The sequence below is a fragment of the Duganella caerulea genome, assembly GCF_040362985.1.
GTDB lineage: Bacteria > Pseudomonadota > Gammaproteobacteria > Burkholderiales > Burkholderiaceae_D > Rugamonas > Rugamonas vulcania.
In genome coordinates this window covers 13,704-34,912 of the sequence record NZ_BPWJ01000007.1, presented here as the reverse complement: position 1 = coordinate 34,912, position 21,209 = coordinate 13,704, and the positions used below count along the sequence as shown (strand labels likewise).

General features: G+C 63.5%; 27 protein-coding genes and 1 pseudogene. 9 read left to right on the top strand and 19 right to left on the bottom strand.

The features are described from left to right. The first annotated feature begins 28 nt into the window (after positions 1-28). From atpG to ACUJB0_RS20820, 3 genes are read left to right on the top strand one after another with little or no spacing between them, the layout of a single operon-like run. Positions 29-904 carry a F0F1 ATP synthase subunit gamma gene (gene atpG, locus ACUJB0_RS20830; protein WP_117012359.1) on the top strand — a complete coding sequence of 292 codons (876 nt, stop codon included), beginning with the start codon at positions 29-31 and terminating at the stop codon, positions 902-904. 30 nt (positions 905-934) lie between these two features. After that, positions 935-2,335 (top strand): F0F1 ATP synthase subunit beta, encoded by a 1,401-nt coding sequence (atpD, locus tag ACUJB0_RS20825; protein WP_117012360.1) that lies wholly within the window; start codon positions 935-937, stop codon positions 2,333-2,335. A gap of 60 nt (positions 2,336-2,395) precedes the next feature. Continuing rightward, entirely contained in the window at positions 2,396-2,818 is a 423-nt protein-coding gene (locus ACUJB0_RS20820; protein ID WP_008443442.1) for a F0F1 ATP synthase subunit epsilon, read from the top strand. A gap of 103 nt (positions 2,819-2,921) precedes the next feature. On the opposite strand, the gene ACUJB0_RS20815 is transcribed toward ACUJB0_RS20820, so the two are convergent. From ACUJB0_RS20815 to cynR, 4 genes and pseudogenes are all read right to left on the bottom strand, one after another. Further along, positions 2,922-3,398, bottom strand: coding sequence for a DUF3304 domain-containing protein (locus ACUJB0_RS20815; protein WP_444846893.1), 477 nt, complete (start codon positions 3,396-3,398; stop codon positions 2,922-2,924). A gap of 27 nt (positions 3,399-3,425) precedes the next feature. Further along, positions 3,426-3,713, bottom strand: a pseudogene (locus ACUJB0_RS20810) (DUF3304 domain-containing protein); the annotation flags it as partial. Positions 3,714-3,882: 169 nt separating this feature from the next. Further along, positions 3,883-4,374: a DUF3304 domain-containing protein gene (locus tag ACUJB0_RS20805; RefSeq protein WP_444846892.1), complete on the bottom strand. Its 492-nt coding sequence runs from the start codon at positions 4,372-4,374 to the stop codon at positions 3,883-3,885. Between the two features lie 153 nt (positions 4,375-4,527). Beyond that, positions 4,528-5,409, bottom strand: coding sequence for a transcriptional regulator CynR (gene cynR / locus ACUJB0_RS20800; protein ID WP_444846891.1), 882 nt, complete (start codon positions 5,407-5,409; stop codon positions 4,528-4,530). 112 nt (positions 5,410-5,521) lie between these two features. Between cynR and ACUJB0_RS20795 the strand changes: the two genes are divergently transcribed. The 3 genes from ACUJB0_RS20795 (at position 5,522) to tet (ending at position 7,979) form a co-directional block, all read left to right on the top strand. Next, complete coding sequence (locus ACUJB0_RS20795; protein ID WP_444846890.1) at positions 5,522-6,184, top strand: carbonic anhydrase; 663 nt, start codon at positions 5,522-5,524, stop codon at positions 6,182-6,184. Between the two features lie 32 nt (positions 6,185-6,216). After that, positions 6,217-6,687 (top strand): cyanase, encoded by a 471-nt coding sequence (gene cynS, locus ACUJB0_RS20790; RefSeq protein ID WP_444846889.1) that lies wholly within the window; start codon positions 6,217-6,219, stop codon positions 6,685-6,687. A 98-nt stretch (positions 6,688-6,785) separates the two neighbouring features. After that, positions 6,786-7,979 carry a Tet(A)/Tet(B)/Tet(C) family tetracycline efflux MFS transporter gene (gene tet / locus ACUJB0_RS20785; RefSeq protein WP_444846888.1) on the top strand — a complete coding sequence of 398 codons (1,194 nt, stop codon included), beginning with the start codon at positions 6,786-6,788 and terminating at the stop codon, positions 7,977-7,979. A gap of 29 nt (positions 7,980-8,008) precedes the next feature. On the opposite strand, the gene ACUJB0_RS20780 is transcribed toward tet, so the two are convergent. The 8 genes from ACUJB0_RS20780 to ACUJB0_RS20745 all read right to left on the bottom strand — a co-directional run bounded on the left by ACUJB0_RS20780 (position 8,009) and on the right by ACUJB0_RS20745 (position 14,441). Next, entirely contained in the window at positions 8,009-8,383 is a 375-nt protein-coding gene (locus tag ACUJB0_RS20780; protein ID WP_444846887.1) for a GFA family protein, read from the bottom strand. Between the two features lie 20 nt (positions 8,384-8,403). Then, complete coding sequence (locus ACUJB0_RS20775; protein ID WP_444846886.1) at positions 8,404-9,288, bottom strand: helix-turn-helix transcriptional regulator; 885 nt, start codon at positions 9,286-9,288, stop codon at positions 8,404-8,406. 38 nt (positions 9,289-9,326) lie between these two features. Beyond that, positions 9,327-9,881, bottom strand: a complete 555-nt coding sequence (locus ACUJB0_RS20770) for a hypothetical protein (protein ID WP_444846885.1) — start codon at positions 9,879-9,881, stop codon at positions 9,327-9,329. A 118-nt stretch (positions 9,882-9,999) separates the two neighbouring features. Continuing rightward, on the bottom strand, positions 10,000-11,052 hold the full coding sequence (gene rsgA / locus ACUJB0_RS20765; protein WP_444846884.1) for a ribosome small subunit-dependent GTPase A: 1,053 nt from the start codon (positions 11,050-11,052) through the stop codon (positions 10,000-10,002). Positions 11,053-11,291: 239 nt separating this feature from the next. Next, complete coding sequence (locus ACUJB0_RS20760; RefSeq protein WP_444846883.1) at positions 11,292-11,621, bottom strand: helix-turn-helix domain-containing protein; 330 nt, start codon at positions 11,619-11,621, stop codon at positions 11,292-11,294. Then, positions 11,608-11,823, bottom strand: a complete 216-nt coding sequence (locus tag ACUJB0_RS20755) for a type II toxin-antitoxin system RelE/ParE family toxin (protein WP_308937306.1) — start codon at positions 11,821-11,823, stop codon at positions 11,608-11,610. The genes ACUJB0_RS20760 and ACUJB0_RS20755 overlap by 14 nt, the downstream gene beginning before the upstream one ends. Before the next feature lie 165 nt (positions 11,824-11,988). Then, positions 11,989-13,440: an aldehyde dehydrogenase family protein gene (locus ACUJB0_RS20750; protein WP_444846882.1), complete on the bottom strand. Its 1,452-nt coding sequence runs from the start codon at positions 13,438-13,440 to the stop codon at positions 11,989-11,991. A gap of 14 nt (positions 13,441-13,454) precedes the next feature. Next, complete coding sequence (locus ACUJB0_RS20745) at positions 13,455-14,441, bottom strand: alpha/beta fold hydrolase (protein WP_444846881.1); 987 nt, start codon at positions 14,439-14,441, stop codon at positions 13,455-13,457. A gap of 137 nt (positions 14,442-14,578) precedes the next feature. Here ACUJB0_RS20745 and ACUJB0_RS20740 point away from each other — a divergent pair, with 137 nt between their 5' ends. Further along, positions 14,579-15,046 (top strand): MarR family winged helix-turn-helix transcriptional regulator, encoded by a 468-nt coding sequence (locus ACUJB0_RS20740; protein ID WP_444846880.1) that lies wholly within the window; start codon positions 14,579-14,581, stop codon positions 15,044-15,046. A gap of 7 nt (positions 15,047-15,053) precedes the next feature. Here the strand turns inward: ACUJB0_RS20740 and ACUJB0_RS20735 are convergent, their stop codons facing one another. Then, positions 15,054-15,899, bottom strand: coding sequence for a PhzF family phenazine biosynthesis protein (locus ACUJB0_RS20735; protein ID WP_444846879.1), 846 nt, complete (start codon positions 15,897-15,899; stop codon positions 15,054-15,056). Next, positions 15,896-16,705 (bottom strand): AraC family transcriptional regulator, encoded by an 810-nt coding sequence (locus tag ACUJB0_RS20730; RefSeq protein WP_444846878.1) that lies wholly within the window; start codon positions 16,703-16,705, stop codon positions 15,896-15,898. The genes ACUJB0_RS20735 and ACUJB0_RS20730 overlap by 4 nt, the downstream gene beginning before the upstream one ends. Before the next feature lie 81 nt (positions 16,706-16,786). Between ACUJB0_RS20730 and ACUJB0_RS20725 the strand changes: the two genes are divergently transcribed. Both ACUJB0_RS20725 and ACUJB0_RS20720 read left to right on the top strand, forming a co-directional pair. After that, positions 16,787-17,413 carry a glutathione S-transferase family protein gene (locus tag ACUJB0_RS20725; RefSeq protein WP_444846877.1) on the top strand — a complete coding sequence of 209 codons (627 nt, stop codon included), beginning with the start codon at positions 16,787-16,789 and terminating at the stop codon, positions 17,411-17,413. A gap of 107 nt (positions 17,414-17,520) precedes the next feature. After that, positions 17,521-17,712: a hypothetical protein gene (locus tag ACUJB0_RS20720; protein WP_444846876.1), complete on the top strand. Its 192-nt coding sequence runs from the start codon at positions 17,521-17,523 to the stop codon at positions 17,710-17,712. On the opposite strand, the gene speD is transcribed toward ACUJB0_RS20720, so the two are convergent. The 5 genes from speD to ACUJB0_RS20695 are packed head-to-tail and all read right to left on the bottom strand — an operon-like array spanning position 17,705 to position 21,203. Further along, positions 17,705-18,106 (bottom strand): adenosylmethionine decarboxylase, encoded by a 402-nt coding sequence (speD, locus tag ACUJB0_RS20715; RefSeq protein WP_444846875.1) that lies wholly within the window; start codon positions 18,104-18,106, stop codon positions 17,705-17,707. The two genes, ACUJB0_RS20720 and speD, sit on opposite strands and share 8 nt — an antisense overlap. Then, positions 18,103-18,285 (bottom strand): hypothetical protein, encoded by a 183-nt coding sequence (locus tag ACUJB0_RS20710; RefSeq protein WP_161084255.1) that lies wholly within the window; start codon positions 18,283-18,285, stop codon positions 18,103-18,105. Before ACUJB0_RS20710 ends, speD begins: the two co-directional genes overlap by 4 nt. Then, positions 18,282-19,760, bottom strand: coding sequence for a DUF4178 domain-containing protein (locus tag ACUJB0_RS20705; protein WP_444846874.1), 1,479 nt, complete (start codon positions 19,758-19,760; stop codon positions 18,282-18,284). Before ACUJB0_RS20705 ends, ACUJB0_RS20710 begins: the two co-directional genes overlap by 4 nt. Positions 19,761-19,769: 9 nt before the next feature. Further along, the gene (locus ACUJB0_RS20700; RefSeq protein ID WP_444846873.1) at positions 19,770-20,801 is read right to left on the bottom strand and encodes an SPFH domain-containing protein; all 1,032 of its coding nucleotides are present in this window, start codon (positions 20,799-20,801) and stop codon (positions 19,770-19,772) included. Positions 20,802-20,816: 15 nt separating this feature from the next. Beyond that, entirely contained in the window at positions 20,817-21,203 is a 387-nt protein-coding gene (locus tag ACUJB0_RS20695) for a DUF350 domain-containing protein (protein WP_444846872.1), read from the bottom strand. Positions 21,204-21,209 lie beyond the last annotated feature (6 nt).

The following is a 21,209-nucleotide window of genomic DNA, read 5'->3' as shown; positions in this document are numbered from 1 at the left end:
GCCTTCAGCGCAGAAGGAGTAAGGACTCATGGCAGTAGGCAAAGAGATACGTGGCAAGATCAAGAGCGTAGAGAATACGAAGAAGATCACCAAGGCGATGGAAATGGTCGCCGCATCGAAAATGCGCAAAGCGCAGGATCGCATGCGCGCCGCCCGTCCCTACAGTGAAAAGATTCGCAATATCGCCGCTAATCTGGCTACCGCAAATCCGGAATACACCCACCCGTTCCTGGCTGAAGAGCAAAAGGACACGGCGAAGGCAGTTGGCTTCGTGATCGTCACCACCGACAAAGGTCTGTGCGGCGGCATGAACACCAACATCCTGCGCATGGTGACGGCGAAAACCCGTGAGCTGGAAACAGCCGGCAACAAGATTGCCGCGGTAGCTATCGGTAACAAAGGTTTGGGTTTTTTGAATCGCGTGGGCATCCCTGTCGTTGCGCAAGTAACGCAGATCGGCGACACGCCGCACCTGGAAAAACTGATCGGACCGGTCAAGGTCATGCTGGAAAAGTTCCAGAATGGCGAGATCGACGCAGTCTACCTGTGCTACACCAAGTTCATTAACACGATGAAGCAAGAGCCGGTCGTGGAGCAGTTGCTGCCACTGCCAGCGGCCAAGACGCAGGCTGACGCGGGTAATCACAACTGGGATTACATCTACGAGCCAGACGCGGCGACCGTGATTGATGAGCTGCTGGAGCGCTATGTGGAAGCGCTGGTGTACCAGTCGGTGGCGGAAAACCTGGCGTCCGAGCAATCGGCGCGCATGGTGGCGATGAAATCGGCAAGCGACAACGCCGGTAACGTGATCGGCGAATTGAAGCTGATTTACAACAAGACCCGTCAAGCTGCGATTACCAAAGAACTCTCCGAAATCGTCGCCGGTGCGGCTGCGGTTTAAACGAATTTAACTATATTTGAAGGAACGAACATGGCTGATGGCAAAATCGTTCAGTGTATCGGCGCTGTGGTGGACGTAGAGTTTCCACGCAACGCGATGCCTAAGGTATTTGATGCCTTGAAGATGGCTGGCTCCGAGCTGACCCTGGAAGTACAACAACAGCTGGGCGACGGCGTGGTCCGTACCATTGCTCTGGGTTCGTCCGACGGCCTGCGCCGCGGCATGATGATCCAGAACACCGGCAAGCCGATCATGGTGCCAGTGGGTAAAGCTACCCTGGGTCGCATCATGGACGTGCTGGGCAACCCGATCGACGAATGCGGCCCGGTCGCTCACGACCAGATCGCCTCGATCCACCGCACTCCTCCTGCATACGACGAACTGTCGCCGTCGCAGGACCTGCTGGAAACCGGCATTAAAGTTATTGACCTGGTCTGCCCGTTCGCAAAAGGCGGTAAGGTCGGTCTGTTCGGCGGTGCAGGTGTGGGCAAGACCGTGAACATGATGGAACTGATCAACAACATCGCTAAAGCGCACTCGGGTCTGTCCGTGTTCGCCGGCGTTGGTGAGCGTACCCGCGAAGGTAACGACTTCTACCACGAAATGGCTGACGCTAAAGTGGTTGACCTGGAAAACCCGGCCAACTCGAAAGTGGCGATGGTCTACGGTCAGATGAACGAACCACCTGGTAACCGTCTGCGCGTCGCGCTGACCGGCCTGACCATGGCGGAAGCGTTCCGTGACGAAGGCAAGGACGTTCTGTTCTTCGTCGATAACATCTACCGCTTCACCTTGGCCGGTACCGAAGTATCCGCACTGCTGGGCCGTATGCCTTCCGCAGTGGGTTACCAGCCTACCCTGGCCGAAGAAATGGGCCGTCTGCAAGAGCGCATCACCTCGACCAAGACCGGTTCGATCACCTCGATCCAGGCCGTCTATGTTCCAGCGGATGACTTGACCGACCCATCGCCAGCGACCACCTTCGGTCACCTGGATTCGACCGTCGTTCTGTCGCGTGACATCGCCTCGCTGGGTATCTACCCTGCGGTGGACCCACTGGATTCGACCTCGCGTCAGCTGGATCCGCTGGTCGTCGGCCAAGAGCACTACGACACCGCGCGCGCCGTTCAGGGCACCCTGCAGCGCTACAAGGAACTGCGTGACATCATCGCGATTCTGGGCATGGACGAACTGGCGCCGGAAGACAAGCTGCTGGTATCGCGCGCACGTAAGATGCAGCGTTTCCTGTCGCAGCCGTTCCACGTTGCTGAAGTGTTTACCGGTTCGCCAGGTAAATACGTTTCGCTGAAAGACACGATCAAGGGCTTCAAAATGATCGCTTCCGGCGAACTCGATCACCTGCCAGAACAAGCGTTCTACATGGTTGGCACGATCGACGAAGCAATCGAAAAAGCCAAGAAACTCAACTAATCGTTGAGCTTTGAGCGCGGCCCTGTGCAAGCGGGGCCGCATCACACCGACAGGACACACATGGCAAACACTATTCACGTTGACGTGGTTTCCGCCGAGGAGTTGATCTACTCGGGCGAAGCCGAATTCGTCGCGTTGCCGGGCGAGCAGGGCGAGCTGGGGATCTATCCCAAGCACACGCCGCTGATCACCCGCATCCGTCCGGGCGCGGTGCGCATCCAGGTACCAGGTCAAGCCGAGGAAGAATTTGTCTTCGTCGCGGGCGGCCTGCTGGAAGTGCAGCCGGGCGCCGTGACGGTGCTGGCGGATACCGCGATTCGCGGCAAGGATCTGGACGAAGCCAAAGCGGCAGCGGCCAAGAAACGCGCCGAAGAAGCGCTGGCGAACAACACCTCCGGGATCGACTACGCGAAAGCGCAAGCCGAACTGGCAGCGGCCATCGGCCAGCTGGCAGCGATCGCCAAACTGCGCGCCAAGCACTAAGCAACGCATCAGCATCACAGCAAAAAGGCAGCTTCGGCTGCCTTTTTTATTGCGCGGCGCGGGTCAGTTCGCAGCAGGCGGATGGGTCAGGGTTGCCAAGACTTCACTCGGCCGGTAGCGAGCCTGAAGCAGCGTGCGCGTCACGGTCGCCAATATCGCGAATTGGGAAGTCTGAAGCGCGAGGACCGTTCTGGCTGACGACAACACGCACTTCATCGTTCGGGAAAAAGACCATATAGATGTCACCGAGCCTCTCGTATTTTTCGACTTCTACAACTTTTTCCTTCACGATGTGCTGGTGTCCCACAGGCATATCCCAACGCACCAATACCTTCATCCCTGGATGCCACACCTCCGGGATGGAAGTGCAGCAGATATTGGCGAAGCCTTCCCCCCAGCGCGCCATATTCCCGCCACCGGCACCATCAACCGATGCGGAATCAATGTAATTGCCGGTGTGGTTAACAATTCCGATCTGAGCATTGGCTCGATCACTCGGCTGCGCCCGTGATTGATGCAACGCGCACCCCGAGATGGCTACCGTCGAGGCGATGGCGAATAAGTGTATAAATCGTTTCATTTCGTGATTTCTTCACTCAGCCTGTGGTCAGTTCGAAGTCGGAGGCGCGTCAGGGTTGCCAAGGTGGTGAATTGGGTGCTCGGAGCTGCTCGGTGCAAATCGACTGACCACGACACGGACCTCGTCGTTAGGGAAAAAGTGCATGTAGATGCTGCCTGTCTCTTCATATTTCTCCACTTCGACTATTTTCTCTTTCACGATGTGCTGATGCCCCTCAGGCATATCCCATCGGACCAAAACCTTCATACCCGGATACCACACCAATGGGATAGAAGTGCAGCAAATTTCGGCCCCCCCACTCCCCAACGTCCCATATTCCCGCCCCCAGCACCATCTACCGAGGCCGAATCAATGTAATTCCCTGTATGATTAACAATGCCTATCTGAGCAGTGGCCCTATCGCTTGGTTGCTCCTGCGATCGATGCAGCGCGCATCCCGAGATAGCTACCGCCGAGGCGACGGTGAATAAGTGTATAAATCGTTTCATTTTGTGATTTCTTCACTCAGCCTGTGGTCGTCTTGAAGCGGGCGCGCGTCAGGATTGCCAAGATGACGAATCGGATATTCGGGACTACCCGGTATAACCGGACTAACCACTACACGGACTTCGTCGTTCGGGAAAAAGTGCATGTAGATGCTGCCTGTTTCTTCATATTTCTCCACTTCGACTATTTTCTCTTTCACGATGTGCTTATGCCCCTCGGGCATATCCCATCGGACCAAAACTTTCATACCTGGATACCATGCACGCGGAATGGAAGTGCAACAAATATTGGCGATGCCCTTTCCCCAACTATCCATATTTCCGCCGCCGGCGCCGTCTAATGTGGCCGAATCAATGTAGTTACCGGTATGGTTGACGATCCCGATCTGAGCAGTGGCCCTGTCGCTCGACTGCTCCCGCGATTGATGCAATGCACATCCCGAGATAGCCATCGCCGAGGCCAGCGCGAATAAGTGTATAAATCGTTTCATTTTTTAAGTCCAACCTGTTGCGCTGGCGCGGCGATGGCCGCCCGCAGACGCCGCTCCACTCGTGGCGACATGAGGTGATTATTTTTTAAACAACTTGCATTAGAACCGACAAGTCCAGGCGGACACAAGAGTGATTCGATTGATCGTGATTTTTCATAGCGCGACCATGTCCGCCAGCAGTTCGGCGAAGGCGGTGGCCGCCGCGCTTTGGTAAGCGCCTTTCCGGCTCAGCAGCGCAACGCCGCGGTGTGCGAAGGTCGGCGTCAGGCCGATGGCCCGCAGCCCCTCGTGTTCGCGCGCGATCGCCTCCGGCAGTATGGTCGCGATGCTTCCTCGCCGGATGATCTCGACTATCCCGCTGATCGTGTTGGCCTCGACAGCTATCCTCGGGCGCACGCCCTGCGCCTGGAAGTACGCGTCCACATGCACGCGGGTGGCGAAGTCGGCGGTGAGCAACGCCAGCGGTACGGCCGCCAGGTCGGCCGGGGCGATGCCGTCCGCTCGCGCGGCGAACGGATGGCCGGCGCCCACCACCACGCTGAGCTGCTCGACAAATAGCGCACGGCAATCGAGCTCCGCCGATCGCACCGCGCTGAAGGCGATGGCGAGGTCGACCTCGTCCTCCGCCAGCGCGGATTCGATGGCGTCCAGCGCCATCTCGCGGATGTTGATGGCGATGCCGGGATAGCGGGCGTTGAAGCGCTCGATCGCCGGCCCCACCAGATAGGCGGTGAAGGTCGGCGTCATGGCCAGGCGCAGCGAACCGCGCGACAGGTCACGCACGTCGTGGATGGCGCGCTGTCCCGCTTGAAGTTCCCTCAATGCCTTGCGCGCGTATTCGACATATGCCGTTCCGGCGTCGGTCGGCCGCACCGTGCGTCCGCTCCGGTCCAGCAGCTGGGCGCCCAGCGTGTCTTCCAGCTGGCGGATCTGCTGCGACAGCGTCGGCTGCGATACATGCAGCACCTCGGCGGCGCGGGTGAAATTCTTGTGCTCCACGACGGCGAGCAGGTAGCGGATATGGCGCAGTTGCATGGTCTTCTAACTATAGGCATTGCTTATGGACTTGATTGTATATGAGTCTTGGACGCAATAGCTCCGCCGCCTCATCATGATGTCACTGCCTCATCACACAAGGAGAAACGCCATGAAGTCCATCGTCGACGGAGTGATCAAATTTCAGCAGCATGCCTTCCCGGCGCTGTCGTCGCTGTTCAAGGAGCTGGCCACCACCCAAAGCCCGACCGCGTTGTTCATCACCTGTTCGGACAGCCGCGTCGTGCCCGAACTGCTGACCCAGCAGGATCCCGGCGACATCTTCGTCATCCGCAACGCCGGCAATATCGTGCCTTCCTACAGCTCCGAACCCGGCGGCGTGACCGCCACGGTCGAGTACGCAGTCGCGGTGCTGGGCGTGACCGACATCGTCGTCTGCGGCCACTCGGACTGCGGCGCGATGACCGCCATCTCCAGCTGCAAGTGCCTGGATCATTTGCCGGCCGTGGCCAGCTGGCTGCGCCACGCGGATTCGGCCAAGGTCGTCAACGCCGCCCGCACCCATGTGTCGCCGGCCGCGCGGCTCAACGCCATGGTGCGTGAAAACGTCATCGCGCAGTTGGTCAACCTCCGTACCCATCCGTCGGTGGCGCTGGCGCTGGAGCAGGGCCGCCTGAACCTGCACGGCTGGGTCTACGACATCGAATCCGGTTCCATCGTGGCGCTGGACGGCGAGACCAGCAGCTTCGTCCCGCTGGCCGACTATCCACAAACCCGCGCGACGCAAGCCAAGCATAGCGCCCTGGTCGCTTAACCATCATTCCCCCGTTGATAAAGGAAAACACCATGCAACAATCGAACGTATTTCAAGATCCCCGCCTCGAAGTCACCTATCGCGTGCTGGCCGCCAAGGCGCTCAAGGACCTGTCCTGGAAAGAGATCGCCGCCGGCAGCGGCCTGAGCGTCCCGTACGTGACCGCCGCGCTGCTGGGCCAGCACACGCTGAACAAGGAAGCGGCCGAGCTGGTGTGCCAGCGCCTGGGCCTGGACCAGGCCGACGCCGCGCAACTGCAAGCCATTCCTCTGCGTGGCAGCGTCCCCGGCGGCATTCCCACTGATCCGACGATTTATCGTTTCTACGAAATGGTGCAGATCTATGGCACGACCCTGAAGGCGCTGGTGCACGAGGAGCTCGGCGACGGCATCATCAGCGCGATCAACTTCAAGCTGGATTTCAAAACGGAAGACGATCCGGAAGGCGGCAAGCGCGCCGTGATCACGCTGAACGGCAAGTTCCTGCCGAACAAGCCGTACTGAGGCAGCGCCGGGAAGAAAGATTGACAAATGTGACAGTGGGCACATCAGCGCAGTTCTGATCATCCTATGATCGGCGGCTACTTTGTGAAAAGAGCCTGATGAACCGAGCACTGCTGACCATCCTTGCCACCGTTGTCCTGAGCGCCGTCGGCATCGGGCTGACCATGCCTATCATTCCGCAACTGATGCGCGATGTCGGCCATACGTCCGAGCTGGGCTGGCGCTTCGGCGCCTTCACCGGACTGTATGCGCTGATGCAGTTCATCTTCTCGCCCATCCTCGGCGTGCTGAGCGACCGCATCGGCCGACGGCCGGTGCTGCTGCTGTCGCTGGCCGGCACCGTGGTCGACTATCTGTTCATGGCGATGGCGCCGACGCTGGTCTTGCTGTTCGTGGGCCGCGCGATCGCCGGCATCACCGGCGCCAGCATGGCCGTGACGTCGGCCTACATCGCCGACGTCACGCCGGAAGACCAGCGCTCGCGCCGCTACGGCCAGCTGGGCGCCTGCTTCGGCATCGGCTTCATCATCGGCCCGGTGATCGGCGGCCTGCTGGGCGAGTGGTGGGTGAGGGCGCCTTTCCTGGCGGCCGCGGCGATGAACGCGGTCAACCTGGTGCTGACCTTGCTGGTGGTGAGCGAATCGCACACGGCGCGCGGTAGCGACGTTGGGGCCAAGGGGCGCATGTCCTTCAATCCACTGGCCAACCTGCGCTGGGCGGCCAGCTTCAAATCGTTATTGCCGCTGATCGGCGCGTCCGGCCTGCTGGTGGTGATTGGTGAAATCGGCGGCACCGTGTGGGTGCTGTATGGCGAGGACAAGTTCGCGTGGGACTCGCTGACCATCGGCATCTCGCTGGCCTGCTTCGGCGCGTTTCACGCGCTGGCGCAAGCGTTCATCGTGGGGCCGCTGGCGGAACGCTGGGGCGAACGCCGCGCGCTGATGGTGGGCATCGCGGCCGACACCTGCGCCTATGTCCTGATCGCGCTGGCCAACCAGGGCTGGATGGCGTTCGCGCTGATGCCCTTGTTCTGCTTGGGCGGCATCGGCGCGCCGGCTTTGCAATCGCTGGTGTCGGCCAGCGTCGGCCCGGACCAGCAGGGCAAGCTGCAAGGCGTGCTGGCCAGCACCGCCAGCCTGGCGACCGTGATCGGCCCGGTGGCGATCAGCACGATCTACTTCATGTCGCGCGGCAGCTTCCCCGGCCTGGTGTGGCTGATCGGCGCGGGCCTGTATGGGCTGTGCCTGCCGGTGTTGATGCACAAGCCCGACATGCCGTCCGAGGCATCGTAGCCGGCGGCACGGCCAACCGGAGGCTGGCGCTACCAGAGGTTCTTGCCGTCGATGACCACGATGTGGGCCGCGGCGGCGTCGAAGTTATCGAAAAGACGGGCGTTGACGCCGATGCGGCGGGTGTGCTGGTCCCAATTGCCGTCGGGCTCGAACGCCGGGCTGTCGGAATAGGTCGCGCATCCGCAGTTGGCGCAAAAATGGTGGGCCACCAGCTTGGTCTGCCAGCGATACACCGCATCGTCGGGCGCCGCCGAAGTCACGTGAAACTGGTCTGGCTCGCAATATGCCAGCAAGGCGCCGCGCTTGGCGCAGAACGAGCATGTGCAACGGGTCAGTGTGGCGGGCATGTCGATGTCGACACGAAACGTGGTCTTCCCGCAGTGGCAACTTCCTGTGATCGGCATAAGGTTCTCCCTGGTCTGGGTTAGGTGGAGCGCGACCGGTATTCCGTGGGGCTCATCCCCTCGGTGCGCCGGAACGCGGCGGCGAAGGCGGACGGGGTCTGGTAGCCGATCGCCAGCGCGACCTGGGTCAGCGGTATCGAAGGATCGGCCATCAGTGCGCGGGCGCGCGCCATGCGCTGGCTCAGCAGCCATTGGTGCGGCGTCAGGCCGGTGCTGCGGCGGAAGGCGGCGCAGAAGTAGAAGCGGGACAAGCCGGCCAGCTTCGCCAGATCATCCAGCCGGACTTCCTCATCGAGCCGCTCCCGCAGATAGTCCGTCACGCGGCGCACCTGCCAGTTCGCCAGGCAGCCGCTGGCTCGCTTGGCCTCGTCGCGGCAGGCGGTCGAGTGGGCGCGCACCAGTTGCATGCACAGCAGGTCGACCGCCTGCTCGACAAACAGACCGTTGCCGGCATCGTCGCGGCAGGCTTCGGAAGCAAGAATTTCCAGTAAGGCGCTGGCGGTGGGATCGGGCAGCGCCACCCGGTCCAGCAGCTGTACCGCCGGGCCTCGATGGCCGGTCGCCTCGGCGCAGGTCTGCAGGCGCGCGTCCGAAAAATAAACATGCGAAACCTCGATCGCGCCGGCGATCATCCAGGCCGCCTCGTGGCCGCTGGGGATCAGCGTGACCGACTTCTGCCGCGTGACGCCTTGCTGGTAGCGGTGGCCGTCGCGCCACTCGATTCGTTGCGGCGCGCCGTAGTAGGTCATGACCACATGGTCCGCCATCGGCTCGACATGGGATGTGAAGCCACTGTGGGCCCAACGCTCGGTGATGCAGGCGCCATGGCCGCACACGTCGGGACGCAGGCGCGGCGCGACATCGAGTACGCGATTCATCTCCTGCATGGCGCTGCGGTCCAGCATGGCTTGATATCTCCATTGGCGACAACCTTGTAAGGATATCACTGCTTTAGACCGATCCAGCGCATGCGTGACATGGCACATGGTTCCAGCAGCAGCAACTCGGCGTGGGTATCGAGCGCGGCCTCGGTCGCGCGCAGGGCAGGGTGCAGGGCGGCCAGCGCCTGCATGTCTTGCACGATGGCTATCCAGACCACGCAATCGGTATCGACGGCCTCCAGCAGGGCCGCCTCCACCACGCCGACGCCGCGGTAGCGGCCCACGAGCTCGTCGACGCGTTCGAAGCAGGCGCCGTGGAACAGGTGGACCAGCACCACGCCGCGCCTGCGGCGAGGTTCTCGCAGCGGATCGGCGGGGGGCAGAAGCGGGAGGGCATGCATTGGATCGGGTGCCTTCAACAGCATCGAGTATTCTGTTAGCGGCGTTGCCGCCTGCGCTGCGCGCGCGCCCTTCATGCTGGGATAAGCCCGCAGCGAAAGATGATTGCCGCGTCGGCCGGCCTCCGTGAAGCAGCCGTACGCGGCGCCGTCGCGACAGGGCTGCAACCGTGGCGGGCCACGGTGCAGCAGGATGATGGCGAAGGGCTTGTGTTCCATGCTGGCTCCTGACGTGGTGGAAGTTTGGCTTGCGCGAAGATTTTCACGTTAGCCAGGCTTCCTTGCTGTTCAGGAGTTGTTGGAACTATTCCGAAATTGCTGCCTCGGAAAGTGGGCGTTATCGCTTGCCGAACTTGTCCTTCGAGCGGGCCACGGCGGCGCGTTGCATCACTTTCCACTTGGCGACTTCGGCGATGCGGTCCAGCGGCGTCTGCTGGCTGCGGCGGGCTTCGCGCAGGAGCTTGTGGTAGTTCAGCAGGCGGTCCTCGTCCACCGCGCCGCGCACCGCGCAGCCGGGCTCGCCCGCGTGGCGGCAGTCGCGGAACTGGCATTGCGCCGCCAGCGCGTCGATGTCGTCGAAGGCGGCCGTCAGGCTGGCCTCGTCGGCGTCGGGCTGCCAGCTGCGCAGGCCCGGCGTGTCAATGATGCAGGCGCCGCCGGCGCAGCGGTGCAGCGAGCGCGACGTGGTCGTGTGCCGGCCACGTCCATCCCCCTTGCGCACGCCGCCGGTCTGCTGGCCGGCCTGCGTCAGCGTGTTGGTCAGCGTGGACTTGCCGGCGCCCGAGGAGCCCAGCAACACCAGCGTCTGGCCCGCGCCCAGCCATGGAGCTAGCTGTGTCGCGGCGTCGTCGCTGAGCGTGTTCACGGCCAGCAGCGGAATGTTGGCGGGCAGGCGCTGGCGCAGCAGCTCCATGCGCTGGTCCACCTCGTCGCCGATGTCGGCCTTGCTCATCACCACCACCGGCTCCACGCCGGCCGTCTTGACGATGGCGAGGTAGCGCTCCAGCCGGCGCGGATTGAAGTCGTGGTCCAGGCCCATCACCAGCAGCGCCGTGTCGACGTTGCTGACCAGGCTGTGATGGCGGCCGTCGTTGCCGCGCCGGGCGATGTGGGTGGTGGGCGGCAGCAGCGCGCTGAGCCAGCGCTCGTCGTGGGCCAGTGTGGTGCTGAGCACCCAGTCGCCGACGGCCAGCGCGGCGTCGTGCAGCGCCGGCAGCACGCGCGCGCGGAACTCGTCGTGGCCGTCGTGGACGGTGAGCCAGTCGCGCTGGATTTCGGTGATGCGCACCAGCTGGGCGTTGGCCGGCGCGTCGTGTAAAAGATAAAGCTGGCCGGCGATGGTTTGCGTTAAGCCGATAAGGCGCAGCGATTCAAAATCGATGTCGATCATGGTGTGTGTGTTTCCTGATTCCGGTAAGACGAGCAATACCCTTCGCGATTGGGCGAATGGGTGGCGAATACGGGAAGTCAGCTGCGCGAGAACGCGCGGATCAGCACACTACAGAGGGGAGTCCCGACGTAATCAGGCAGCCGACAGGAGGGCAGTATCTACTTGGCGCATTTTATGGTCTCCTGTGGGGTGGGTAAGGCGCACAGTGTCTCATCGGACGATGGCGCCGTCAATTGTCTTCACACTTCCAGAGGCTGATTGGCGATTGCGACTAGCGCTTCGGGGTGGCGGAGCGCGATGGCTATCAGGGTCCGTACCGCACCGGTCGGCGGATTGCGGTCTTGCTCCCAGCTTTCCAGGGTGTCGACGGAAATTCCGAGCAAAGCGGCGAATTGCTCCGGAGTCAGGCCGGTATTTTTCCGTGCAGCGATCAAAGGGGAATAGACCACGCGCCCAAGCCCCGCGCGCATTTGCTCGCCGGCTTGCAATAACTCGGCAGCCAGGTCGCGGGTCGCTTCAAATGCTTCAAGCTCTGCATCGCTGAGAGGCAATTTACTATTCGTAGACACGGCGAATTTCCCTCAATGCTGCGCTGGACAGATTTGCGGTATCTGCCTTTGCGTATAGCGTCAACAAAACAATCTCATTTGCGGAGTTACGGGTGAAGTAAATTACCCGCACTCCCGCTGATTTTCCCGATCCTGCGCGGCGCCAACGGACCTTGCGAACGCCTCCCGTACCCGGTATCACGTCACCTGCCGACGGATGCATTGAGATGTAGGCTGCAAAAGCCCCCCGTTCGTCCTCGCTCCAATAGAGAGGCCAGCGGCTTTGGAACAACGGCGTTTCAATGACGGTGTACATGAAACGACTGTACCTTCAGGAAGTATAGTCGATTTGGCGTAGCGTCAAAGGCAGTAGCTCTTCGTGCGTTGGCTAGCTGGTCGTGCTGCCTTCCACGATGGTTTTAGGTTCCAGGAACGCTTCCAGTCCGAACACCCCGAATTCCCGGCCGATCCCCGATTGCTTGACGCCGCCGAATGGCGCCAGCAGTTCGGGCACGATGCGGTTGATCAGCACGGTGCCTGCCTCGAGGCGTCCGGCGATCCGTTGCGCGCGCTCCGGCTGCGATGTGAACACGTAGGCTTGCAAGCCGTAGTCGGAGTCGTTGGCGATGCGGATCGCTTCCTCCTCGTCGTCGTAGCCGATCATCGACAGCACCGGGCCGAAAATCTCTTCCCGCGCGATGTCCATGTCGTTGCGCACGTTGGCGAACACGGTGGGCCTGACGAAGAAGCCCGCGTCCAGGCCAGCCGGCTTGCCCTCTCCGCCGGCGATCAGCGTGGCGCCCTGTGCCAGGCCGCGTCCGATGTAGTGCTGTATGCGCTCGTACTGGGCGCGGCTGGCCAGGGGGCCGATGTGCGTGTCCGGGTCGCGTGGATCGCCGACGCGCATGCCGGCCACGATGGCGCCCACGCGTTCGGCGATTTCGTCCATGCGGGCGCGCGGCACCAGCAGGCGGCTGCCGGCCACGCAGGCCTGGCCGTTGTTCATGAACGCCGCGTTGACCGCCTGCGGCAACGCGTGCGCCAGGTCGGCGTCGTCCAGCAGGATGGAGGCGGACTTGCCGGTCAGCGCCAGGCTGACCCGCTTCATGGTGTCGATGCCGGCGCGCGCGATCAGCTTGCCGGTTGCGGTCGAGCCGGTGAAGGAAATCTTGGCGATGTCGGGATGCCTGCTGAGTTCATCGCCCACGTCGCTGCCCGAGCCGAGCAGGATGTTGAAGACGCCGGGCGGCAGCTCCGCCGCATGCAGCGCCTCGGCCACCACCTGCGCCTGGATCGGTCCCAGTTCGCTGGGCTTGATCACGGAGGCGCATCCCGCCGCGAGCGCGGAAGCGAGTTTGCTGCAGATCGATCCGGCCGCGCTGTTCCACGGCGCGATCAGCGCGGCCACGCCGACCGGCTGCATCAGCACGGTCGCCTCGCCGATGCGCCTGACCGGTTCATGCTGGGTCAGCGCGTCGGCCGCCGTGGCGAAGCACTGCGATGCATACTGGCTGATCCAGCGGGCGCGCGCCAACGGGCCGCCATATTCCTCGATCGTCACATCGCGGATGCGGTCTGTGTGCGCCAGCACGGCCGCCTGCAGGCGCCGCAGCATGGCGATGCGCTCGTCTTTGCTGGCGTGCCGCAATCCCTCCTGCGCCCGCTTGGCTGCGGCGATGGCGCGCCGCGCGTCGTCGCGGCTGGCCAGCAGGGCGGTGCCGATGACCTGCCCGGTGGCCGGGTTCACGCTTTCCACCACGCGCTCGCCGTGCACCGGCACGAAGGCGCCGTCGATATAGGCGTGGCGGATGTTCCACGCCGGAGTTGGCTGATTGCTCATTGGGAGGCCTCGTATCATTGCAGGTGGTCGACGTCGATCACGGCCTGGGCAAAGGCGCGCGGCGCTTCCTGCGGCAGGTTGTGGCCGATGCCGCCGGAGATCGTTTCATGCTTGTACTTGCCGGTGAAGCGCTTGGCATACGCGGCCGGCTCGGGGTGCGGCGCGCCGTTGGCGTCGCCCTCCAGCGTGATGGTGGGCACCGTGATGGCGGGCGCTTGCGCGAGGCGCGCTTCCAGGCCGGCGTACTGCGCTTCGCCGGACACCAGGCCCAGCCGCCAGCGGTAGTTGTGCACCGTGATGGCCACGTGGTCCGGGTTCTCCAGCGAGGCGGCGCTGCGGTCGAAGGTGGCGTTGTCGAAGCGCCATTGCGGCGAGGCGGTTTGCCAGATCAGCTTGGCGAAATCGTGGCGGTTCTTTTCGTAGCCGGCTTGGCCGCGTTCGGTGGCGAAGTAGAACTGGTACCACCATTGCAGCTCGGCGCTTGGCGGCAGCGGCTGCTTGCCGGCCTCCTGGCTGCCGATCAGGTAGCCGCTCACCGACACCAGCCCCTTGACCCGCTGCGGCCACAGCGCCGCCACGATGTCGGCGGTGCGGGCGCCCCAGTCGTAGCCCGCCAGCACGGCCTTGTCGATCTTCAGGGCATCCATCAGCGCCACTACGTCGGCGGCCAGCGCGGCTGGCTCGCCGTTGCGGACCGCCTTGGCATCCAGGAAGCGCGTGCTGCCGTAGCCACGAAGGTGCGGCACGATCACGCGGTAGCCGGCCTTGGTCAGCAGGGGCACGACGTCGACGTAGCTGTGGATGTCGTACGGCCAGCCGTGCAGCAGGATCACGACCGGGCCGTTGGCCGGCCCCGCATCCACGTAGCCCACGTTGAGCACGCCGGCGTCGACCTGCTTGATCGTTGCGAACGGCTGCTGCTCCTGGGCCATGGCTGGCAGGGCAAATTGCGTGGCGATGGCGGCGGCGGTGGCGATTGCGAGGATGCGGATGTTCTTCATGGTTCACTCCTGGGTTGGCGGATCGTTTGGGATGAATTACTTATCGCGATAATCATTATGAACGTAAATATATACCGGTATTCCGCACTTTTCAAGTACGATAATGATTATCTCGATAAATAAATTTTGGAGTTCATATGAGCAACGACCACAATGCCCGCAAGAACGTCGCGAAACTGGGCGATTTCATGTGCTTTGCGATTTATTCGACCAACCTGGCCTACTCGCGCGTCTACAAGCCCGTGCTCGAGCAGCTTGGCCTGACTTACACGCAGTACGTCACCATCATTTGCCTGTGGGAGGAGGACCGGCAGACGGTCAAGGGGCTCAGTGAAAAGTTGTTCCTGGAGCCCAGCACGCTCACGCCGATGCTCAAGCGTCTGGAAGCCATGGGCTATGTGCGCCGCGAACGCGACACCGAAGACGAGCGCAGCGTGCGCGTGTCGCTGACCGACGCCGGGCGCGCGCTGCGCGAAAAAGCGTTCGATTACCGGGAGATCACGGCCAAGGCGGCCGGCCTGGCGCCCGAAGACTTCAAGGCTTTGCAGAAGGCGGTGGTCAACTTACGCACCAACCTGATGGATGCGGCCGACCCGGCATCGTGATCCGCCCTCAAGCGCGCATGACGCCGTCGACGATGGTGACCGTTTTGCCGCCTATCCACGGTTCGCCATCGCGGCAGGTGACGGTCACGCGGCCGTCGCGGCCCAGCGCCGTGCCCTGGCGCACGGTGTAGTCCCGGCCGGCCAGCACGCGGGCGATGCAGGCGTTGGCGCTGCCGGTGACCGGGTCTTCGATCAGCACACCATTCTCCACGCACACCGCGCGCACCTCGTAGTCCGCCGGGCCGCCTGACGGATGCGGGCTGTAGACCGCCAGCCCATCGACGTTGGCGCGCCGCGCCAGGTCGACCAGCGTGGCGGCTTCGAAGGTCACCGCCATGCAATCGGCCGCGCCGCCGAGCCGGACCACCAGCCAGCGTATGCCCATGTCCACCACGAGCGGCTGCTGGTCCGCGACCAGCGCCGCGTCGCCAAGCACGGTGAGTAGCAGCGGCATCAGGCCGGCGTCCAGCGCGGCGAGCGTGGCCGGCGGCGCGCGGAACGCCAGGCTGCCGCCGTCGCCGATGCGCACCGGCACCAGGCCGACGCCGCATTCCTGCACCAGCATGCCCGCCGTTTTCGGCCGCAGTCCCGCCTCCAGCAGCGCGTGGGCCGTGCCCAGCGTGGGATGGCCGGCGAACGGAAACTCCTCTGCCGTGGTGAAGATGCGTACCCGGTAATCGGCGGCCGGATCGGTGGGCGGCAGCACAAAGGCGGTCTCGGATAAATTGGTCCAGCGGGCGATCGCTTGCATCTGCTCGCCGCTGAGTCCTTCCGCATCCAGGATCACCGCCAGCGGATTGCCCATGAACGGCGTGGTGGTGAAGACATCGACCTGCTTGAAACGACGACTCATGCTTGCTCCCTGCAACTGCGGCGGTAGTCGGCCGGCGGCTTGCCGACCAGTTTTTCGAAATCGGTGGTGAAGTGGGCCTGGTCGTAATAGCCCAGCGCCTGCGCCAGCGCGGCCAGGTCGACTTCGCTGCCGTGCGCCAGCTGGTCGGCCGCGTCCAGCAGGCGGTTGCGGCGTATCACCCATTTCGGCGTGGCGCCCACGTATTCCTTGAACAGGATCTGCAGGCTGCGCACGCCAATGCCGATGTGATCGGCCAATTGCTGCACTTGTGTGATGTCGGGATGCCGCTGCACCGCCTCCAGTATCTGCGCGATGCGCGCGGTCTGCGGATCGGGCGCGGGCAGGGCGCGGCGCAGGATGGCGCTGGCCGCTTCCACCATGCCGGCGTCGTCGGGCGCCGCCAGCACGCTGCGCTCGGCCTCGTCATCGTCGCAATTGAACAGCGCCGACAGCGGCAACTCTCGGTTGGTCGCGGACTGCACCGGCTGCTTCAGGAAACTGCGGAACGCCCCCGGCAGAAAGCGCACGCCGAGGATGCGGCCGCTCCCCTTGAGCATGTATTCGAAAGCTCCCGTCATCACGCCGAACACCGCCGTGCGGCCGGCGTCGAACACCAGGTGGATGCAGGGCGAGGGCAGGGTGCGCTGCACGTGGACCACTCCGTCCGGCAAGGAGTACGCGATCAGCCAGAAATACTCGACAAACGGCGCCAGGTCCGGCGGCGGCAGGTAGCGTTCAAGGCGGAAGGCTTTCTCGGCCGCGGCGGGATTGATCACGCCTTTGGGCCGGCTCGTCACGGTTTGCATGATCGGGTTCGCGTTTTTACAAGACCGTCATCATAGCAAGAGATAACGTGGCGTTTCTTCACCATCGACAGGAGAAACACCATGGCACCTCAACTGACCTTGTACCATTGCCCGTATTCGCGCTCCACCGGCGTGATGACCTTGCTGGAAGCGCTGCACGCGCCGTACGCGCTGCATGTGATGAACATGAAGAAGGGCGAGAACCGCGAAGCCGCCTACCTGGCCGTCAACCCGATGGGCAAGGTGCCGGCGATCCGCCACGGCGACGCCATCGTCACCGAGCAGGTCGCGATCTACCTGTACCTGGCCGACCTGTTCCCGGACGCCAAACTGGCGCCGCCGCCGGGCGATCCGCTGCGCGGGCCGTACCTGCGCTGGATGGCCTTCTACGGCAGCTGCTTCGAGCCGGCCATCGTCGACAAGTGGATGAAGAACACGCCGGCCGACAAGTCGTCCTGCCACTACGGCGATTTCGACACCATGTTCAACACCTTCATCGAACAGCTGTCCAAGGGGCCGTACCTGCTGGGCGAACAGTTCAGCGCGGTCGATGTGCTGTGGGCCACGTCGCTGGGCTGGATGGGCGCCTTCGACCTGCTGCCCAAGCTGCCCGTGATCGAGCAGTACGTGGCGCGCGTCACCAGCCGGCCCGCGTTTGCCGCGGCCAACGCCAAGGATGGCGAACTGGCCGCCGCCCAAGCCGCCTGAGTACACGGCGCAACAAACATGCCGCGCACAATAGCGTTGCATATTGTCATCGTCTATTTCCTGAGTGATAATTTGGTTGGCACTTAGGCCACCCAGAGGGGAAATACATGAAGACAATGCTCGTGCTGTTGGCCGTCGTGGCGATGACCGGTTGCGCATCGGTGGTGGCGGAGAAAGCGCAACCGCTGGCAACGATGACGCAGCCGCTGGCCGCGCCCGCCGTGGGTGTCAACGAACCGGTCGTCGATGTGCCGCTCAAGCTGATGTCGCCCAGCCAGAGCGCCGCCAGGGTCAACTGATCGCGGGAGGCGCGCGCCGCACCGTGCTGACCTGGCAGGCGGCCGGCTGCAGGGCCGCCTCGATGATGGCGAGCGCCACATCAGGCTGCGCGCTGCCGCACATGAAGATGTCGGCGGCGGCAAAGCCGCATTCGGGCCAGGTGTGGATCGAGATGTGCGATTCCGCCAGCAGCACCACGCCGGTCACGCCCAATCCTTCCCCGAAACCGTGGAAATGGCTGAACAGCACACGCGCGTGCGCGGCCCCGGCGGCCGCGCGCAGCAACGCCTCCAGCTCCGCGCAATCGCTCAATTTTTCGGCGGCGATGCCGCTCAGGTCCGCCAGCAGATGCGTGCCGGCCGGCTGATGCACGGCCGCGACGGCCGCCCGGTCCGGGAGCGCCTCGCGTTTCACTTGTGGCCTCCGCCGCCGGAGCCGCCGCCGTAACTGCCGCCGCCGCCGCCGGTGTTCGAGCTCCATGTGCTGCCCCGGTAGCCGCTGCTGTAGTTGCTGCTGCCGCTCATGGCGCGCATCCAGCTGCTGCCCGAGGTGACCACGGAAACGATGACCGCGTAGATGAAGAATTTGCTCATGATTTGTCTTCGTTATCCATAAACCAGGCGGGCAGGTAGATCGCCGCCGCGCCGAGCAGGCTGAGGAACCAGGTGCCGGAGAAATTCATCAGCAGCGGGATCGCATTAATCGCCAGCATGAACCAGATGATGTACTTGGCGGTGTCGCGGTAGCGGCGCTTGCCGCCCTTGGCCGCCGCCGGCGCGCCCACGCGGCCCTTGAACTTGTCGCCGAACCAGGCCTTGAGCTGGTCGGCCGATACCGGCGACGAGCGTGACCACGTCATCTCCTGCTCCGTGGTCTCGGCCGCCAGGCGGATCTGGCCGGCGGCAAACTCCGCCACCCGCGTGCGGTCGCCCGCCGCCACGCGCCAGTTGAAGGCGCCGGCGGCGAAGGTCACCACCGAGCCGTAGTCGTACAGACGCGAAAACCGCGACCGGTCCACCGTCACCTCCGGCGCGCCGGGCGCGTACGCCACCGGCCACTCGGCCATCACGTTCGCGCCGGACCAGCCTTCATCCGTCTCCACCAGCCACGAGAAGCCGGCGCGGGTGCCATACATCAGGTACTCGTTCCACTGCGTGCCTTCATCGTCGGCGCGGCGCATCATGCCGATGATGGTGAAGTCCTGGTTGTTGATTTTGGCGGTCGCGCCCAGTTCTATCGTCATCGGCACGGCGGCCACGCGTTCGCCGGCGGCCAGCACTTCGGCCTTCGGGCTGGCGGCGTCAATCTGCGCGTGGCAGGCCGGGCACACCAGCGTGGCCGTCACGCCGGGGATGTACTTGATGCCGCTGCCGCAGGACGGGCAGTCGAGCGCGTCGAGCTTGCCGCGATAGCGTCCGGCCGCGCGCTGGATGGTGTCGTCGTCGCGCAGCAGCTGGCACTTCATGCTCTCCAGCGTGACGGCCAGGCCGGTGTAGACCACCGGGCGCGGCGAATCCGAATAATCGAGCGTGATGAATTCGGCGCCACGGCGGAAGTCCGCCACCTTGGCCTGATAGCCTTCGCCCACCTTGAACGGCAGCTCGCCCTGGCCGCCGATGCAATCGGCGGTGCGGATCTCGGCGGCGGTGTACAGCGCGCCGTTGATCGGGAAATTCTGCCCGGGCTGCAGCTGCTCGAACACCGGCAGCTGCGTCGCGGCCACGGGATCGATCTTGAATTCGGCGGTGACCGTGTACATGCCGGACGAATCGCCCAGCCACGAGGTCACGCCGTCGTCGAACAGCAGGTACCACTCGTTCCACATGCCGGCCGAGTAGCGCAGCTGGATGCGGCCGACCACCGTGAACTGGCGCTTGCCCAGCACACCGGAGGTGCCGATCTGGATCGGCGAGTAGTCCTCCAGCACGGACGACATCTTGCCCAGGTCCTTGACCGAGTCGGCGTCTTTGAGCACGCTGGTGCTGCAATACTCGCAGACAGCCATAACCGAGGCATGCGAGCGGAATTTGACTTCCGCGCCGCAGCTGGGACAGGAGACGATTTGCATGTAGTGCGCTTAACCGAGCAGTTTTTTCAGCAGTTCGGCCTTGGTGCTGTCGTAGTCGGTAGCCGAGATCAAGCCCTTGTCGAGCAGACCCTTAAGTTTTTCCAGCCGCGCCTCGATCGAGTCCTCGGCCGCTGCCGCGGGAGCCGGTGCTGGAGCACCCGGCGCCAGCGACGCGCCGAGCGCCTGGCCCATCACCTGGCCCAGCTGCACGCCCGCGCCCAGGCCGACGCCGATGCCGGCCATGCCGCCCTCGTTCTGCGCCGCCAGCGGGATCGCGGTGGCGGCCTGGTACTTGGTGAAGCCGGCCATCTTGTCGGCGCTCATGCCGCCCTTCATGCCGGCGGAGATACGCTCGTCCAGCGCGGCCTGCAGTTCCTCCGGCAGGCTGACGCTGGCGACGTTGAATTCATCGAGGCCGATGCCGTAGCGGCCGAACGCCGTGGCCAGGTCGCCCTTGACCTGCTGCGCCATCAGCGCCTGGTTGGCCGCCATGTCCAGGAACGGCACTTGCGCGCTGCCCAGCGAGCTGGCCATGGTCGCCATCAGGATGCCGCGCAGCTGTTCTTCCACCTCGTCGCGGGTGTAGGCCTCGCGGGTGCCGCTGATCTCCTTGAAGAACAAACGCGGATCGGCCACGCGGTACGAGTACATGCCGAAGGCGCGCACGCGCACCATGTCGAAGTCCTTGTCGCGGATGGTGATCGGTTGCGGCGTGCCCCATTTGCGGCCGGTCTGCACGCGGGTGCTGAAATAATAGACATCCGACTTGAACGGCGAATCGAACAGCTTGTCCCAGTTTTTCAGGTTGGTCAGCACCGGCAGGGTTTGCGTGGTCAGCTTGTGGGTGCCGGGGCCGAACACGTCGGCGATCTGGCCCTCGTTGACGAACACCGCCATCTGCGATTCGCGCACCACCAGCACGCCGCCATTCTGGATCTCCTGGTCCTGCATCGGATAGCGCCATGCGAGGACGCCGTCGACTTCCTCGTTCCACTGCAGTACGTCGATAAACTGCTTCTTGATAAAGCTGCCTAAGCCCATGATGGTCCTCGCTAATTAGGAAATGCAGGCGCCGTTGATGGCGCCGATGGAAATGGAGATCGCGCCCAGCAAGCCGCCGAAGGCCGCGTTGTTACCCTCGATCTGGTCCTTCGCCATGTTCAGCGCGCGCGTGGTGATGGCATAGGCCAGCATCTGCACCACCATCGCGCCGAGCGACCAGGCGGAGAACTCGCGGTAATCGGCAGTATGCACCAGCGCCGAGGCGATGGTGACGGAAAAACCTATCAAGGCCCCGCCCAGCGATAGCGCTGCGGCGAAATTCCCCTGCCGTATCAGCAGCACCTCGTCGAAAGGCGTCATCCACGTGTAGGCTTTGAAAAAAATTGCCAGCAGCACTGCAGCCAGTAAAAGATGAATAAGGTAGTTTTGAATGGCGGGCACGGCGCA